The organism is Pseudonocardia sp. CA-107938 (genome assembly GCF_050936315.1).
Lineage (GTDB): Bacteria > Actinomycetota > Actinomycetes > Mycobacteriales > Pseudonocardiaceae > Pseudonocardia.
Window position 1 is genome coordinate 3,084,187 of the sequence record NZ_JBNJNA010000001.1, and the last position, 14,423, is coordinate 3,098,609.

Genomic DNA, 14,423 nt, shown 5'->3' on the forward strand with positions numbered 1-14,423 from the left:
CACCTGGCACGATCGACCCCGTGCACGTCGAACGTCGGGGATCAGGTGCGCCGACCGTCCTGCTCGAGGCGGGGCTCGGCCACCACAGCGCGTACTGGGGCGACGTGCCGCGGCTGGTGGCCGCGACGACGTCGGTGGTGACCTACGACCGGCGCGGGCTCGGTCGGAGCCCGGCCCGGCGCGGCCGGTTCGACGTGCCGGCCCACCTCGCCGATCTCGACGAGGTGCTGGCGCACTGCGAGCCGGGACCGGTGGTGCTGGTCGGGCACTCGTTCGGCGGGTTCCTGATCCGCGCGCTGGCGGCGGCCCGGCCGCGGCGCGTCGGCGCGCTGCTGTTCGTCGACAGCGCGACCGAGAACGAGCTGGACGGGCTGCCCGAGCGGGCACGGCGGCTCGACGCGCTGGGCCCATGGCTGATGCTCGTCAACGCGGGCATCGCGGCGACCGGCCTCGCCCGGCTCCCGGCCGCCGTGCGGCGGGTGGAGCGGGAGTTCGCCCGATTCGAGCCCGAGCAGCGGAAGGCGATCGTGGCCGACCAGGCCAACCCCCGGTACTGGCTCGCCAACCGCGCCGAGCTGCACGCGTACGCCGCGTTCCGGGAGCACGCGGTGGCGACCCGGGACGCCGCGGTGTTCCGCACGGTCCCGGTCGGAGTGATCACCGCGGCCGCCTACCCGGAGGCCGCCACCCGCCCGCTCGGCATGACGCCGGACGAGTTCCGGGCGTTCCACCTGCAGCACCAGTCCGCGGCGTTCGCAGCGCTCGCCCCGCAGGCGCGCACCGTGGTCGCCGAGACCGGCCACCTCGTGCACCTCGACGACCCGGAGCTGGTGGCCGCGGAGATCGCCCGGCTCGTCGCCGGCTGACCCGCTACGGGACGGGCCGGACCCGCCGGTTGCGGACCGCATCCGTCGCGCCGAGGACGTCCAGCGCGGCGAGGAGGGTGTGCCGCGCGTCCTCGACCTGCTCCGCGCCGAGCGCCGCCGCGAGCTGGTCGACCAGCTCCGCCCGGACCTCCCGCGCGTCGCGGACGGCGTCCCGGCCCCGCTCGGTGAGCTCGACGCGGCGCACCCGCCGGTCATCGGCGTCGGCCGCGCGGCGGACGTAGCCGTCGTCCTCCAGCTCGGCCGTCACCTTGGACGCGGCCTGCTGCGTGACGCCGAGCCGCGCGGCCAGCTCCCCGATCGTCACCGACCCTTCGACGAGGTGCTGGAACACGTAACCGTGGCTGACCCGCAACGTCGGGTGCCCGCGCCGGCGCAGCCCGTCGAGCGCGCGCTCGGTGAGGGCGAGCCCGGCGAGCTGGGCCACGACGGCGAAGTCGAGCTGGTCGTCGGGAACGGGCACGCGTCGACACTACAACCGGGGTTGTGGGTGGTGGTGGCAGTGCACGATCTGGCTGCTCCCGGTGCACGCAGTGGCGGCCGCGCGGGTGTGGCGCGCCTTACAGTCGACGCACTGCGGAGACGGGAGGTGGCGGATGGGTGCGCACCGTGCGTCGCTGGTCGCCGTGGGGGAGACGGCCGATCACGGCCGGTTCGCCGCGCTCGTCGCGCCCACGTTCGCGGCGGTGCGGGTGCGCCCGCTCGGCGACGGGACGTTCCGCAGCGCGATGAGCTCCGCGATGGCCGGGGACGTGCGGGTGTCGGTGCTGAGCGGCAGCCCCTGCGTGGTGACGCGCGGGGCGGATCTGATCCGGGCGTCCGATCCGGCGTTCCTGACCGTGTCGCTGCAGCGCTCCGGCACGTCGTCGGTGGCCCAGGACGGGCGCCGCTGCCTGCTCGGCCCCGGCGACCTGGTCAACTACGTGACCTCCCGCCCGTACGAGGTGACGTACTGGGAGCCCTACGAGGCGGTGCTGGTGTCGGTGCCGGTCGCCGCGCTCGGCTCGCACGCCGACGCGCTGGCCGTGCGAACCGCCATCGCCGTCGGGACCGACCACGGGCCGCGCGACGTCGTCGGCACACTGTTCGCTGCCCTCGCCACGAAGATCGCCGGCTGCACGGCGGGTGACGCGAGCAGCAGCAAGGAGTACCTCGCGGACGCGATCGTGTCGCTGGTGCTCGCCGAGCTGGTCGACATCGCGCCGCCGGACGCGGGCGCGGAGCTGGTCGACCGCGTGCGCGCGCACTGCCTGGCGCACCTGTCCGACCCCGGGTTGACCGTCGAGTCGGCCGGGCGGGCGCTGGGCGTCTCGGTGCGGTACCTGCACAAGGTGCTCGCGCCGACGGGCGTCACGCTGTCGGCCTGGATCCGCCGGCAGCGGCTGGAACGCATCGGTCGCGACCTCGCCGACGAGTCGCTGCGCGGGCGCACGGTCGGCGCCATCGCGGCCGGCTGGGGGATGCCCGACACGGGGCACCTGAGCCGGGCGCTGAAGGCGGAGTTCGGCATGACCGCGAGCGAGATCCGCCGCGGCGGCCACTGGGAGCGCGGCGGCCCGCGCACCGCTGCCGGCTGAACGCCGCCGTCTCGTCGAGAACCGTCCACTGTGTACTGAGGAGGAGTGTGTCATGACCACCAGCTCGACCAAGGTCGCGATCGTCACCGGGGCGTCGCGCGGCATCGGCGCCGGCGTCGTCGAGGGGTACCGCAAGCTCGGCTACGCCGTCGTCGCCACCTCCCGGTCCATCGGCGCGTCCGACGACCCGCAGGTGCACACCGTCGCCGGTGACCTCGCCGACCCGGCGACGGCCGAACGGGTCGTCGACGCGGCGCTGGAGCGCTTCGGCCGGGTCGACGCGCTGGTCAACAACGCCGGGATCTTCATCGCCAAGCCCTTCCCCCTGCACAGCGACGACGACTTCGCGGCGATCGTCGGGCTGAACCTGGGCGGCTGGTTCCGGATCACCCGCCGCGCCGTGGCGACGATGCTGGACCAGGGCTCCGGGCACGTCGTGACGATCACGACGTCGCTGGTCGACCACGCGCTCAGCGCGGTGCCGTCGGTCCTCGCGTCGCTCACCAAGGGTGGTCTCGACGCGGCGACGCGCTCGCTCGCCATCGAGTGCGCCGGCCGCGGGGTGCGCGTGAACGCAGTCTCCCCGGGGATCATCAAGACCCCGATGCACCCCGTCGAGGCTCATCCGGCGTTCGCGCCGCTGCACCCGATGGGCCGCATGGGCGAGATCGACGAGATCGTGCAGGCCGTGCTCTACCTGGAGTCGGCTGCGTTCGTGACCGGCGAGACCCTGCACGTCGACGGCGGGCAGGGCGCGGGGCACTGATGACGGCTGTGATGGAGGACCTGCGGGCCCGGGCGCGGGAGTTCGCGGGTGACGTGCTCAGCCACGTGCGCGAGGTGACCGACCCGCTGCCGACCGCCACCGAGCGGTACCGCGCGACCCGGCCGTTCTACCGGCAGCTGGTGGAGGCCGGGTTCCTGCGCCGGCTGATCCCGCAGGCGCTGGGTGGGGACGGCACGGGCGCGTCGTCGACGGCGGTGCTGGCCGAGGAGCTGGTGGCGGGCGATCCGAGCGTCGCGCTGCACCTGTTCTCGACGGGACTCGGGCTCACCCCGCTGCTGCGGGCGGGGAATGCGGCCCAGCGCGACCGGTTCCTCCCGCCGTTCCTCGCGACGAGCGGGACGCCGATCGCGTCGCTGGCGCTGACCGAACCCGGCGGCACGGCGAACCTCGCCGAGCCGGACGGCCTGCGCACGACGGCGCGCCGGCAGGGCGACGGCTGGGTCGTCGACGGGGAGAAGCAGTGGGTGTCGCACGCGACCGGCTGGGACGGGACGGGCCCGGACCTGATGACGGTGGTCTGCCGGACAGGCCCGGATCCGCGCACGTCGCTGGCGGTGCTGATCGTGCCGGGCCCGATCGACGGCCTCCAGGTGACGGAGCTGCTCGACCCGCTCGGGCACCGCGCGCACCTGCTGCCCCGGTTCACGCTCGCCGGCGTGCAGGTGCCCGGCGAGAACCTGATCGGCGAGGTGGGCGACGGGCTCGGCATCGTCTCGGCGGCGTTCGGCGGGGCGCTGGTCGGGGCGTGCGCGGCCGGCGTCCTGCGCGCAGCCTTCGACGCCGCGCTGCGGTTCGCCCGCACGGATCGCCGCGGCGGGCCGGTGCCCGTCGTCGAGCACCAGGGCGTCGGGTTCCTGCTCGCCGACGTGAAGACGCGCATCGAGGCCGTCCGCGCGCTGACGCTGCGGGCGTGCGCCGCGGTGGACAGCGGGTCGCCGGGCGCGGAGGAGCTGTCCGTGCACGCCAAGGTCTTCGGCTCGGAGACGGCCGTGCAGTCGCTGGTGGACCTCATGCGCGTCGTCGGCGTCGACTCCTACGGCCACCACCTGCCGTTCGCCGGCCTGCTGCAGGACGCGCTGGCGTACCCGCTGTTCAGTGGCGGCAACATCGGCTTCCGCCGCCGCCGGCTGCAGGCGATGCTGGCCGACCCCGACTACGACCCGTGGTGCACGATGGCCGGCCCCTGACGGTCAGAGGTCGAGCACCAGGCGCGCGGAGCAGGAGCGGGACACGCAGATCATCATCGTGTCGCCCGCCGCCCGCTCCTCGTCGGTGAGCAGGGAGTCCCGGTGGTCGGGCACCCCGTCCAGGACCGCGGTCTCGCAGGTGCCGCACGTCCCTTCCCGGCAGGACGACAGCACGGCCACGCCGGAGTCCTCGACGACCTCGAGGATCGACCGGTCCGCCGGCACCGTCAGCGTCGTGCCGGAGGCGGCCAGCTCCACCTCGAACGAGTCGCGCGGGCCGGCTGCCGCGTCGGGCTTGGGGGCGAAGCGCTCCACGTGGAGGTCGAGGTGCGGCCGGCGGCGGCACTCGTCCTCGACGGCGGCGAGCAGGCCCTCCGGCCCGCAGCAGTAGACCGCGGTGGGCTGCGGCTCGTCGAGGACGGCGGGCAGGTCGAGCAGGCCGACCTCGTCCATCGGGTGCACGGCGACCCGGCCCGGGTAGCGCTGCTCCAGCTGGTCGCGGAAGGCCATCGAGGCGCGCGTGCGTCCGCCGTAGACGAGCCGCCACTCCGCACCGGACGCCTCCGCCTGCTCGATCATCGGCAGGATCGGGGTGATCCCGATCCCGCCCGCGACGAACAGGTACCGCGGTGCCGGGACCAGGGCGAAGTGGTTGCGCGGCCCGCGCACGGGCACGGTGTCCCCCTCGGCGAGCACGTCGTGGACGTGCGCGGAGCCGCCGCGCCCTGCCGGCTCGCGCAGCACGGCGACCTGCAGCACGGCCCGTTCGGCCGGGTCGCCGCACAGCGAGTACTGGCGGGTCAGCTCGTCGGTGAGGACCAGGTCGAGGTGCGCACCCGGCTCCCATTCCGGCGCGTCGGAGCCGTCGGCGCGGCGCAGGGTGAGCAGCACGACGCCGTCGGCGATCGGCTCCTTCTTCTCCACCACCAGTTCGAGATCGGGCATCGGTCCTCCTCGGGTCAGCGGTGGTCGGGGTGGGCGAGCAACCACTCCCAGAGCTGCACGGGCTCCTCGAACTCGCGCTCGGCGCCGCAGTGGCAGACCGCGCGCAGCCGGTCGGTGCCCAGCACCCAGTGGATGCGGTACACGCGCTCGCCGGACAGCATGGGCGCGGTCACGGCGCCATCCGGGCCAGCATGCGGCGGGCGGCCAGGCCGCCGGTGTCGATGTTGATCGACAGCTCCTGGTAGCCCGCGGGCTCGCGCTGGATCACCTGCTCCAGAACGTCGAGGGCCTCGACGTCCTGCAGCACGACGGTCCGGTTGCTGTCGGCCAGGAACGCCGAGACGCCGTCGTCGTCGAGCGCGAAGTCGCGGGCGACCATCCAGAAGTCGTGCGTGGAGTGCTCGGTCTCGGGGGTGATCGCGTACACGACCTCGACGTGGAACGCGTCGGGATCGGTGCCGTCGGGGTTCGGCACGGACCCGATGGGGGCGATGCGGCTGTGCAGCTTGTACAGGCACGGCGGCGTGTACTCGATGTCCTGCCAGCGGGCGATGCGGCCGGTGAGGCCGGTGGACTTCGCGTAGAACGGCGGGCACTCGGCGTCGTCCATGTGCCGCGAGACGTAGACGATGCCGGCGTCGTCGTCGACCTCGGTGGTGATCGGGGTGGAGGCGACCTCGGGGGTGCCGATGTAGCCGCCGTGCAGGTAGGTCTCGTGGGAGAGGTCGAGCAGGTTGTCGACCAGCAGCGAGAACCGGGCGGCCAGCGGCTCCAGTCCACGGACCGTCGTCCAGCCGGCCGCGTCCAGGTACGGGGCGCGCGGGATGCGCGACGCGTCGGCCAGCTCGGGGTCGCCGATCCACACCCAGACCAGCGAGTCCTGCTCCACCACGGGGTACGGGGTCAGCCGCGCGGTGCGCGGCACCCGGGTCTGGCCCGGCACGGCGACGCACCGGCCGTCCTCGCCGTAGGTGAAGCCGTGGTAGCCGCACACGACGTTGCCGTCGACGAGCCGGGACGGGGCCTGCGAGAGCGGGAACCGGCGGTGCACGCAGCGGTCGGAGTGGGCGACGACCGTGCCGGCCGCGGTGCGCCAGAACAGGATCGGTTCGCTGCAGATGGTGCGGCCGAACAGCTCGTGCTCGATCTCGGCCGAGTACGCCGCGACGTACCACTGGTTGCGCGGGATGGCGCTGCTCATCGGGTCCTCCTCGATCCGGTCGTCAGAGGATGCGGACACGACCGTGATCCGCTGAACCGAACTTCCGGAAAATGGAAGGTTCAGTCGACGAGTGCTCGGCTGATCGCCCGTGCGCTGGTGCGGACCAGCGGGGCCAGCGCGTGCGCCGACACCGACCCGTGCCGCACGACCAGCGACACGGCGGCCACGACCTGCCCGCGGTGGTCGTGGACGGGGGCGCCGACCGACAGCGAGTCCGTCGTCACCTGCCGGTCGCTGATGGAGAACCCGTTGGTGCGCACGTCGGCGAGCATGGCCCGCAGCCGGGCCGGATCGGTCACGGTCAGCTCGGTGTACCGCTCGATGTGCCCGCCCAGCACCTCGTCCTGCACCTCGACGGGGGCGTGGGCGAGCAGCACCAGCCCGACGCCGGTGGCGGTGAGCGCGAACCGGCCGCCGACCCGCGTCAGCACGGGGACGGCGCCGGTGCCGGCGATCCGCTCGACGAACACCACCTCCGTGCCCTCCCGCACCGCGAGCTGCACGTTCTCCCGGGTGATCTGGGAGAGGTCCTCCAGGAACGGCAGCGCCCGCTCGCGCAGGCCCTGCCCGCGGGGGGCGAGGCTGCCCAGCTCCCACAGCCGCAGCCCGATCCGGTAGGTGCCGTCCTCGGCGCGTTCCAGCGCGCCCCACGCCACCAGCTCCCCGACGATCCGGTGCGCGGTCGAGAGCGGCATGCCGCTGATCGTGGCCAGCTGGCTCAGCCGCAGCGCGCGGCGCTCCGCGGTGAAGCAGTCCAGGATCGTGAGCGCGCGCGCCACCACGGGCCCGGTCGGCCCGGTCGGGTGCCCGCGCCGCGCCACCTAGCGATCCGGCGCGTCCAGGAGGGCGCTGCGCAGCCAGCCCTCGACGCCGGCGATGTGCACCGTCGCCCACGAGCGGGCGATCTCGGGCTGCCGCGCCGCGATCGCGTCGCAGATCGCGGCGTGCTGCTCGATCGTGCGGGCGACGGCGTCCTCCTGCGTGATGCCGCGCCAGATCCGTGCCCGCGTGGTGGGCCCGGACAGCCCGTCGATCAACGAGCACAGCACCGGGTTGCCGCTGCCCGCCGCGATCCGCCGGTGGAACTCCAGGTCGTTCGCCACCAGCGCCTCGACGTCGGGGTCCGGGGGCAGCTCGGCGAGCACGGCCCGCAACCCGTCGATCTCCTCGTCGGTCATCGCGACCGCCGCCAGCGCGGTCGCGGCGGGTTCGAGGATGCGGCGCACCTCCAGGAAGTGCAGCACCGTGTCGTCGCGGTGGAAGTCGATGACGAAGCTGATCGTGTCGAGGAGCAGGTCCGGGTCGAGGCTCGTCACGTAGGTGCCGTCGCCCTGCCGCACGTCGAGCACGTGGATGAGGGAGAGTGCCTTCACGGCCTCGCGCAGCGAGCTGCGCGACAGCCCCAGCCGAGCCGCGAGGTCGGCCTCGCGCGGGAGCCGGTCGCCCGGACGCAGCTCGCCGGACATGATCATCGCCTTGAGCTTCTCGATGGCTTCGTCGGTGACCGGCACCCGCTCATCCTCCACCCGGGCGCGGTGGGCGGCTGTCGACGACGATCAACTTCTCCAGCCGGTAGGCGTCGATGTCCCGAGCGAGCCACGACTCGCGCGGCCGGTCGCGGTGGAACCGGAACGTGCCGTTCGTGCTGCTCGCGCTGACGATGCAGCGCACCGCGACCGGTTCGGGCATGGCGCGGACGAGCCGGACGACCTCCAGTGCGAGCGCCCACCCGTGGCGCAGCATCAGGACCTGGTCCGCCTCGCTGATCACCGGCTCGCCGTCCGACGACCCGACGTGGACGGGCACCGCGTCGTCGAGGTGGACGGAGCTCGTCTCGCACTCCCATCCGGTCAGGTCCGCCTCGCCGGGGAACGGCGGGAGCGTCTGCGCGGCATCCCGGGCGAAGGCCAGTGCCGTGCCGTGCCGGACAACACCTTCGTCCACCAGCGCGCGCAGGTCGGGCGCCAGTTCCGCCGCGCGCACGGGGTGCCGCAGGCCTGCCTCGATCGCCGGCTCGTTCATCCGCACGGTGAGCACGGCGCTACCCCTCGGGGAGGGAGGCGGCGTATCGGGCCAGCTCGGTGCGGTTGGCGACGCCGAGCTTCGCGTAGACGTGCGCGAGGTGGGTCTTGACCGTGCCGCGGCCGATGTAGAGGCGGGTGCCGATCTCGGGGTTGGTGAGACCCTGCGCGGCGAGCTGGACGACGCTGCGCTCGGTGGGGGTGAGCGACTCCCAGCCCGATGCGGGTCGCCGGCGCGGACCGCGGGCCCGTTGCGCCAGCTCGACCGCCTCGTCGAGGGTCGGCACCGGACCCTCGACGGGTGGCGGGTCGGCCGGGGCGCCGAGCCGGTAGCCGGTCTCCTCGCGGGCTCGAGCGGCCGCGGCGCGCAGGACGGTCGCGGTGGGCTCGGCCACGAGCGGGGCGAGCGCTTCCAGGCTGTCGACGCAGTCGAGGACGAGTCCGTGCTGGTGGCGGATCCGCAGGGCCTCGTGGTGCAGGGCGAGCGCCTGGTCCGCCTCGGCCAGGTGCGCCTGCTCGGCGGTGGCGCTCGCGCGCGCGGACGGCGGCACGCCCTCCGCGGTGAGGGTCGGTGCGAGCGCCTGCGCGGCTGCGGTGTCACCGGCCCGGCGCAGGGCGGTGAGCAGGAGTGTGCGCGTGATCGGGTCCAGTTCGGCGTCGCATCCGGCGCCGCGCCACCGCCCGCCCAGGCGGCACCACTCGACGGCCTCTGCGGGCCGGCCGGTGGCGAGCGCGAGCCGCGCGTGCGTGAGCTCGCGACCGGGCACGAACACCGGGTGTGCCGCGTCTGCGGTGGCGAGCGCGTCGAGCCGGTCGGTGGCCGCGGTAGCGGCCGCCACGTCCCCGACGAGCAGCAGGACCTCGCTGAGCACCGTCTGCGCGATCCCGATCCGGTGCAGCTCGTGCAGCGGCTCGGCCGCGGTCACGGAGGCACGCGCGTGCTCCACGGCCGCGGCCAGGTCGCCGAGCGCGGCCGCAGAGCGGGCCAGCACCGCAGCCCCCGTCGACGCGACGCCGCGATGGCCGTGGGCGAGCAGCTGCGACGTCGCGGGCGCGAGGTGGGCGACGGCGGTGGGGTGGTCGTCGGCCATGCCGGCGAGCAGCCCGATCAGGAAGCGGCAGGTGTCGACGACGAACCCGTCACCAGCTGCGCTCGCCTCGGCCAGCGCCTCCTCGGCGACGGTGCGGGCATGCGGCGGGTCGACGAACAGCAGCGCGTTCGCGAACAGCAGGCGGGCCAGCGGCGTCACCGCGGTCGCGCCGCTGCGCTCGGCCGCCTCCAGCGCTGCGGCGGCCGCCTCGACGCCGGTGCCGGTGGGAAGTGCGGTCATCGCCACCAGCCCGTGCGCGACGAGACACTCGGCGTCCAGCACCGGGTCGGTGCCGTCGCCGAGCGCGATGGCCCGGTCGAGCAGCCGCAGCCCGTCCTCGCCGTGGGTCTCCCAGAAGGGGGCCAGCCGGACGGCCAGCCGGCGGGCCGGAGCAGGGTCGGCGCTGGTCAGGCCCCAGTCGACGGCGGCACGGGCGTTCGGGTAGTCGGCGCGCGTCGCGGCCCGCCAGTCGTCCATGTCGGTGGCGACGAGTGCGGCGCGCGCGTCCGCCCGGTCGAGGTGGACGGCCAGGTGGTGCGCGCGCACCGCATCGGCCTCACCGGATTCGACGAGCTTGGCGAGCGCGAACTCCTGGATCGTCGCGAGCAGCCGGTAGGTGGCGACGGCGCCGTGGGTGTCGGCGACGACCAGCGAGGTCGCGATCAGCCGCCGCAGCGCCAGCAGCGCCTCCGGGACGGGCTGCCCGGCGGCGCTCGCGAGCGCGGCGACCGCGTCGGCGTCGAAGCCGGGCGCGAACACCGCGAGCCGGCGCAGCAGCCGCTGCTCGGGCGCGTCGAGCAGGTCGTGGCTCCACTGCATGGACGCTGCGAGCGACCGCTGGCGGAACGGCGCGGTGCGGTCGCCGCCGGCCAGTGCGAGCGTGCCCTGCTCCAGCGCCGCGCTGATCTGCTCCAATGAGAGCGTCTCGGCCCAGCCGGCGGCGAGCTCGAGCGCGAGCGGGAGGCGGTCGAGCTGGTCGCAGACCCGTCGGGCCCTGGCGACCTCGGGCGCGGTGCGACCCGGCCCGGCGATCCGGTCGAGGAAGAGCGCGAGGGCGTCGGCGAGCACGAGCGGCGGCACCCGCCACACGCGCTCGCCCGCCACCTCCAGCGGCGCGCGGCTCGTCGCGAGGATCGTGACGGCCGGGCAGCGGTCGCGGATCCGCGCCACGAGCGGCGCGAGGTCGTCGAGCAGGTGCTCGCAGTTGTCCAGCACCAGCAGCGCGGGATCGGCGCCGAGACCGGTGGCGATGGCCGTCGCCGGCTCGACGCCCGGCGCGACGACCGTCCCCAAGGCGTCCTGGACGGTGCCGAGGAGCGCGCCCGCCTGCACGGCCTGCAGGTCGAACCAGTGCACGGCCCCGGACTCGTAGCCGGCCGCCGCGCGGACGGCGAGCCGGGTCTTGCCGATCCCGCCCGGCCCGACGAGCGTGACGAGCCCGCCGCGCCGCACCTCGGCCGTGACCGCGGCGAGCTCCTCCGCGCGCCCGACGAACGTCGAGAGCTCGGCCGGAGGTGCGCTCGTCACCGGCCGATCCTGGCATGCGGCTCCTCCTGGCAGACCCGGCCACCTCCGGATCTCTGCCACCACATCTCTGCCACCTGGCAGGTGTAGTCGGGCCCGCCGGCCGACAGCATTTGTCCCATCAGGCGCCGCAGGGGCGCCACCAGCACAAAGGAGATTCCGATGAGCACCGACCAGCACCCCGCCCGCCGCGTCGTCGCCAACATCTCGCTGTCGCTCGACGGCCGCGTCAACGGCAAGGGCGGGGACTACGACATGGGCTGGGTCGTCCCCCACGCCATCTCCGACGCCGCCCGCGACCACATGATCCGCGTCACCGGCTCGGCCACGACCGCGCTGCTGGGGCGCAAGAACTTCGAGGGCTTCGGCGGCTTCTGGCCGGCCGTCGCCGCGGACGAGAACGCCGACCCGCGCGACCGCGCCTTCTCCGCGTGGCTGAACGGCACCGAGAAGGTCGTCTTCTCCCGCACGCTGACCGAGTCCCCGTGGGAGAACTCGCGGATCACCGACGCCGACCCGGCGAAGGAGGTCGCCCAGCTCCGCACGCAGGACGGTGGCGACATCATCGTGCTGGCCAGCAGCAGCGTCATCCGCGCCCTCCTCGACGCCGACGAGGTCGACCGCCTCTCGATCACCCTCTGCCCCAGCGTCGCCGGCGGCGGTGCCCCGTTGTTCACCGACGGCATGCCGAGCAGCGACTGGACCCTCGTCGACGTGACGACGGCCGAGTCCGGCGCCATCTGCCTGCTTTACGACCGGGTGCGCGGCTGACCATCACCCCTCCGGCTCCGGCGGGGCGACGAGCCGGTGCCGGTAGGCGAAGGCGACGAGCTGGGCGCGGTCCCGCGCGCCCAGCTTCGTCATCGCCCGGCTGACGTGGGTCTTCGTCGTCGCGTGGCTGATGGTGAGGGCGTCGGCGATCTCGGTGTTGCTCAGCCCGTGCGCGACGAGCCCGACGATCTCCCGTTCGCGGGCGGTGAGCTGGCGCAGCGCGTGCGGGTCGAGCCTCGGTTCGGTGCCGCGGTCGGCGAGCTTCGCGACGAGCCGGCGGGTGAGGCCGGGGGAGAGCAGCGCCTCGCCGCCGGCGACGAGCCGGATCCCGTTGAGGAGCTGGCGCGGCTCGGTGTTCTTGATCAGGAAGCCGGCCGCGCCGGCGGCGAGCGCCTCGACGACGTACTCGTCGTGGTCGAACGTCGTCAGGATCAGGACGTGGACTCCGGCCAGCTCCGGGTCGGCGGCGATGTGCCGGGTGGCCGCGAGGCCGTCGATGCCGGGCATGCGGATGTCCATGAGGACGACGTCCGGCCGGGTCCGCCGGGTCAGCTCGAGCGCGGTGTGGCCGTCCGCCGCCTCGCCGACGACGGTGAGGTCGGGTTCGCCGTCCACGAGGACCCGGAAGCCGGCCCTGATCAGTGCCTCGTCGTCGGCGATGAGGACCCGGACGGCGTCGGTCATGGACGCATCATCGACGAGCGGGCAGGGGCAGCTCGGCGCGGACCTCGAACCCGCCGTCCGGGTGGGCCGCGGCGGCGAGTCGGCCGGAGAACGCGCGGGCGCGTTCGCGCATCCCGCTGATGCCGTGCCCGGACGACCGGTCGCCCGGTGGCGCGGTGCCGTCGTCGCGGACGTGGACGAGCACCCGGTCCGGCTCGTGCGTCACCGTCAGCCAGACGGTGCTGGCGTGCGCGTGCCGCAGGACGTTGGTGAGCGCCTCCTGGATGATCCGGTAGACGGCGAGGTCGACGGGCGTGGGCAGCGGCCGTTCCTCGCCGTCGACGCGCAGCTCGACGTGGAGACCGGCGTCCTCCACGGTGGCCACGAGCTCGGCGAGCTGCGGGAGGCGACCGCGCGGCTCGCGCGGCGCGTCGCCGGTGCGCAGCACTCCGAGCGTCGAGCGGACGTCGTCGAGGCTCTCGTCGCAGATGGCCTTGATGGCCTCGAGGGTCTCCCGGGCCTGGTTCGGCTGGCGGTCGAGGACGTGGAGGGCGACGCCGGCCTGCACGCTGACGGTGGCCATCGCGTGGCCGATGATGTCGTGCAGCTCCTGCGCGATGCGCAACCGCTCGCCGACCAGCAACGATGTTGCGCGCTCCTCGCGGAGCTCGGCCTCGCGGGCGAGCTGGGCGCGGGCGGTCGCCAGCGCCGCGCGGTAGTAGCCGACAGCGGCGCCCGCACTGGCCGCCGTCGCCACCAGCAGCACCCAGATCGGGACGACGCCGGCCGTGCGCGTGTCGCCGAGCACCAGCCGGACGGCGAGGACCTGCAGCACCGCGGTCGGGACCGCCCCGGCCAGCGCCCACACCCACCCGCGGCGGACGGCGAGGGTGTAGCAGCCCAGCAGCGGGCCGAGCAGCACGAGCGATCCGGGGTACCCGCCGGCGAACCACGCGAACACGCCCGCGTTGAACGCGACGAGCGTGGAGACGGGGAAGCGGCGCCGCAGCGCGGCCGCCCCACCGATGGCCGCCGCGATGACGACCGCCACCGCGTCGAGCCGGCCCTGCGCCGTCACCGGCCCCAGCTCCGCCACCCCGGCGGCCAGCAGCGCGGCCATGACGACGGCGCCCAGCGCCGCGTCCCGCAGGTCCGGCGGCCGGGCATCGACGACGTTCACCGCTCCATCGTGGATGCGACCCGGCTCGCGGTCATCCACCCGGTGGGTACCGCAGCGGATGTAGGCGCGCTACGACCGCCGGCTGACGTCGGCGCGACGGGGTAGCGCGAGAACGCGACCCTCGCCCGACGCGGAGACGGACCCGCGCCGGTGATCCTCGGCATCGCACCTGCCCCTCTTGCGAAGGAGATCCGATGCTCACCAGTTCCGCACTCGCGCTCGCCGGTTACGAGATCGGCGTCGGACGGACCGTCCCGACCATCGCCGCGGTGGTGGGGCTCATCGGCGTCGTCGTGGCGGTGCGGGCGGTCCGCTCGTCCGGCCGCGGCGGCGTCGCCGCGATCGCGCTGGGCCTGGTCAGCGTGCTCGTCGGTGGAGTGCACGGGGCGAACGCCGCAGGCGGCCTCGGCACCGGGAACGGCCTCGCCGGCGCCGTCATCGCGGTGGTGCTCGGTGCCGCCGGCGCCCTGCTCGGCGGGGTGTCCCTGGTCCGGTCGCGCCGGTTCGTGCGGCGCGGCTGACCCGACGACGTCACACACGGTTGGGCCCGTTCACACACGTTCGGACGTGT

16 protein-coding genes are annotated in these 14,423 nt (G+C 74.6%); 6 read left to right on the forward strand and 10 right to left on the reverse strand.

Annotated elements, in window-relative coordinates:
* The first annotated feature begins 20 nt into the window (after positions 1 to 20).
* Positions 21 to 866, forward strand: coding sequence for an alpha/beta fold hydrolase (locus tag ACQEVB_RS15360; protein WP_432970952.1), 846 nt, complete (start codon positions 21 to 23; stop codon positions 864 to 866).
* Positions 867 to 870: 4 nt separating this feature from the next.
* Here the strand turns inward: ACQEVB_RS15360 and ACQEVB_RS15365 are convergent, their stop codons facing one another.
* Positions 871 to 1,347 (reverse strand): MarR family transcriptional regulator, encoded by a 477-nt coding sequence (locus tag ACQEVB_RS15365; RefSeq protein WP_432970955.1) that lies wholly within the window; start codon positions 1,345 to 1,347, stop codon positions 871 to 873.
* 133 nt (positions 1,348 to 1,480) lie between these two features.
* Here ACQEVB_RS15365 and ACQEVB_RS15370 point away from each other — a divergent pair, with 133 nt between their 5' ends.
* Genes ACQEVB_RS15370 through ACQEVB_RS15380 form a run of 3 tightly spaced genes read left to right on the forward strand, consistent with a single transcriptional unit; the run spans position 1,481 to position 4,435 of the window.
* On the forward strand, positions 1,481 to 2,461 hold the full coding sequence (locus ACQEVB_RS15370; RefSeq protein ID WP_432970958.1) for a helix-turn-helix domain-containing protein: 981 nt from the start codon (positions 1,481 to 1,483) through the stop codon (positions 2,459 to 2,461).
* Positions 2,462 to 2,513: 52 nt separating this feature from the next.
* Positions 2,514 to 3,227, forward strand: coding sequence for an SDR family NAD(P)-dependent oxidoreductase (locus ACQEVB_RS15375; RefSeq protein ID WP_432970961.1), 714 nt, complete (start codon positions 2,514 to 2,516; stop codon positions 3,225 to 3,227).
* Complete coding sequence (locus ACQEVB_RS15380; protein WP_432970964.1) at positions 3,227 to 4,435, forward strand: acyl-CoA dehydrogenase family protein; 1,209 nt, start codon at positions 3,227 to 3,229, stop codon at positions 4,433 to 4,435. Before ACQEVB_RS15375 ends, ACQEVB_RS15380 begins: the two co-directional genes overlap by 1 nt.
* A 3-nt stretch (positions 4,436 to 4,438) precedes the next feature.
* Here the strand turns inward: ACQEVB_RS15380 and ACQEVB_RS15385 are convergent, their stop codons facing one another.
* The 7 genes from ACQEVB_RS15385 to ACQEVB_RS15415 form a co-directional block, all read right to left on the reverse strand.
* Positions 4,439 to 5,380, reverse strand: a complete 942-nt coding sequence (locus ACQEVB_RS15385; RefSeq protein WP_432970967.1) for a PDR/VanB family oxidoreductase — start codon at positions 5,378 to 5,380, stop codon at positions 4,439 to 4,441.
* A gap of 14 nt (positions 5,381 to 5,394) precedes the next feature.
* Complete coding sequence (locus ACQEVB_RS15390) at positions 5,395 to 5,553, reverse strand: hypothetical protein (protein ID WP_432970970.1); 159 nt, start codon at positions 5,551 to 5,553, stop codon at positions 5,395 to 5,397.
* Positions 5,550 to 6,581 (reverse strand): Rieske 2Fe-2S domain-containing protein, encoded by a 1,032-nt coding sequence (locus ACQEVB_RS15395; RefSeq protein WP_432970973.1) that lies wholly within the window; start codon positions 6,579 to 6,581, stop codon positions 5,550 to 5,552. The genes ACQEVB_RS15390 and ACQEVB_RS15395 overlap by 4 nt, the downstream gene beginning before the upstream one ends.
* 80 nt (positions 6,582 to 6,661) lie before the next feature.
* Positions 6,662 to 7,423, reverse strand: coding sequence for an IclR family transcriptional regulator (locus tag ACQEVB_RS15400; RefSeq protein ID WP_432970976.1), 762 nt, complete (start codon positions 7,421 to 7,423; stop codon positions 6,662 to 6,664).
* Positions 7,424 to 8,113: a FadR/GntR family transcriptional regulator gene (locus ACQEVB_RS15405; protein WP_432970979.1), complete on the reverse strand. Its 690-nt coding sequence runs from the start codon at positions 8,111 to 8,113 to the stop codon at positions 7,424 to 7,426.
* A 4-nt stretch (positions 8,114 to 8,117) separates the two neighbouring features.
* Complete coding sequence (locus tag ACQEVB_RS15410; protein WP_432970982.1) at positions 8,118 to 8,639, reverse strand: hypothetical protein; 522 nt, start codon at positions 8,637 to 8,639, stop codon at positions 8,118 to 8,120.
* A 4-nt stretch (positions 8,640 to 8,643) separates the two neighbouring features.
* A complete protein-coding gene (locus tag ACQEVB_RS15415) occupies positions 8,644 to 11,241 on the reverse strand; it encodes a helix-turn-helix transcriptional regulator (RefSeq protein ID WP_432970985.1) in 2,598 nt (865 codons plus the stop codon).
* A 159-nt stretch (positions 11,242 to 11,400) separates the two neighbouring features.
* Here ACQEVB_RS15415 and ACQEVB_RS15420 point away from each other — a divergent pair, with 159 nt between their 5' ends.
* Positions 11,401 to 12,009: a dihydrofolate reductase family protein gene (locus ACQEVB_RS15420; RefSeq protein WP_432970988.1), complete on the forward strand. Its 609-nt coding sequence runs from the start codon at positions 11,401 to 11,403 to the stop codon at positions 12,007 to 12,009.
* A gap of 3 nt (positions 12,010 to 12,012) precedes the next feature.
* On the opposite strand, the gene ACQEVB_RS15425 is transcribed toward ACQEVB_RS15420, so the two are convergent.
* Positions 12,013 to 12,693 carry a response regulator gene (locus tag ACQEVB_RS15425; protein WP_432970991.1) on the reverse strand — a complete coding sequence of 227 codons (681 nt, stop codon included), beginning with the start codon at positions 12,691 to 12,693 and terminating at the stop codon, positions 12,013 to 12,015.
* A gap of 7 nt (positions 12,694 to 12,700) precedes the next feature.
* Complete coding sequence (locus tag ACQEVB_RS15430) at positions 12,701 to 13,852, reverse strand: sensor histidine kinase (RefSeq protein ID WP_432970994.1); 1,152 nt, start codon at positions 13,850 to 13,852, stop codon at positions 12,701 to 12,703.
* Between the two features lie 194 nt (positions 13,853 to 14,046).
* Here ACQEVB_RS15430 and ACQEVB_RS15435 point away from each other — a divergent pair, with 194 nt between their 5' ends.
* Complete coding sequence (locus ACQEVB_RS15435) at positions 14,047 to 14,373, forward strand: DUF6223 family protein (protein WP_432970997.1); 327 nt, start codon at positions 14,047 to 14,049, stop codon at positions 14,371 to 14,373.
* The last annotated feature ends 50 nt before the right edge of the window (positions 14,374 to 14,423 follow it).

Coding starts and splice junctions, on each gene's coding strand:
- ACQEVB_RS15395 (WP_432970973.1), bottom strand. CDS start 6,581: ATGAGCAGCGCCATCCCGCGCAACCAGTGGTACGTCGCGGCGTACTCG.
- ACQEVB_RS15385 (WP_432970967.1), bottom strand. CDS start 5,380: ATGCCCGATCTCGAACTGGTGGTGGAGAAGAAGGAGCCGATCGCCGAC.
- ACQEVB_RS15375 (WP_432970961.1), top strand. CDS start 2,514: ATGACCACCAGCTCGACCAAGGTCGCGATCGTCACCGGGGCGTCGCGC.
- ACQEVB_RS15420 (WP_432970988.1), top strand. CDS start 11,401: ATGAGCACCGACCAGCACCCCGCCCGCCGCGTCGTCGCCAACATCTCG.
- ACQEVB_RS15435 (WP_432970997.1), top strand. CDS start 14,047: ATGCTCACCAGTTCCGCACTCGCGCTCGCCGGTTACGAGATCGGCGTC.
- ACQEVB_RS15380 (WP_432970964.1), top strand. CDS start 3,227: ATGACGGCTGTGATGGAGGACCTGCGGGCCCGGGCGCGGGAGTTCGCG.
- ACQEVB_RS15425 (WP_432970991.1), bottom strand. CDS start 12,693: ATGACCGACGCCGTCCGGGTCCTCATCGCCGACGACGAGGCACTGATC.
- ACQEVB_RS15370 (WP_432970958.1), top strand. CDS start 1,481: ATGGGTGCGCACCGTGCGTCGCTGGTCGCCGTGGGGGAGACGGCCGAT.